1 protein-coding gene is annotated in these 763 nt (G+C 61.3%); it reads right to left on the reverse strand.

Annotated elements, in window-relative coordinates; genetic code table 11:
• A partial coding sequence (locus HYI44_RS29170) for an electron transfer flavoprotein subunit alpha/FixB family protein (RefSeq protein ID WP_225571213.1) occupies positions 1–761 on the reverse strand: 761 nt, incomplete at its 3' end.
• Between the last annotated feature and the right edge of the window lie 2 nt (positions 762–763).

The raw sequence follows: 763 nt of genomic DNA on the forward strand, positions 1-763 counted from the left end.
GCCAGGTGCTGGATCGCGCCGGAGATACCGACGGCGATGTACAGCTGTGGAGCAACGATCTTGCCGGTTTGACCGACCTGCATGTCGTTCGGAACAAAACCTGCGTCGACCGCGGCGCGGGAAGCACCCACGGCAGCGCCCAGCTTGTCGGCCAGGGCGTACAGGTGTTTGAAGTTGTCGCCGTTCTGCATGCCGCGGCCGCCGGAAACGACGATCTTGGCAGCGGTCAGTTCCGGACGATCCGATTTGGCCAGTTCTTCGCCAACGAAGCTGGAAAGGCCAGCATCGTGAGCAGCGGCAACGGCTTCAACGGCAGCCGAACCACCGGTCGCAGCTACCGGGTCGAAACCGGTGGCACGAACAGTGATCACTTTGACCGCAGCGTTCGATTGAACGGTAGCAATGGCATTACCGGCGTAGATCGGGCGCTTGAAGGTGTCGGCGCTTTCTACCGAGATGATCTCGGAGATCTGGTCAACGTCCAGTGCAGCGGCAACGCGCGGCAGGATGTTTTTGCCGTTGGAAGTCGCGGCAGCCAGGATGTGGCTGTAGCTCTTACCAAGCTCTGCAATCAGAGGCGCAACGTTTTCCGGCAACTGATGCGCATAGGCGGCGTTGTCGGCCACCAGCACTTTAGCCACGCCAGCGATTTTCGCAGCGGCTTCAGCCACGGCGCCAGCGCCAAGGCCGGCAACCAGAACGTGGATGTCGCCACCGATTTTGGCAGCGGCAGCTACGGTATTCAGGGTGGCTGGAGCCACTA

The organism is Pseudomonas sp. Y24-6 (assembly GCF_020295325.1).
GTDB classification, from domain to species: Bacteria; Pseudomonadota; Gammaproteobacteria; order Pseudomonadales; family Pseudomonadaceae; genus Aquipseudomonas; species Aquipseudomonas gregormendelii.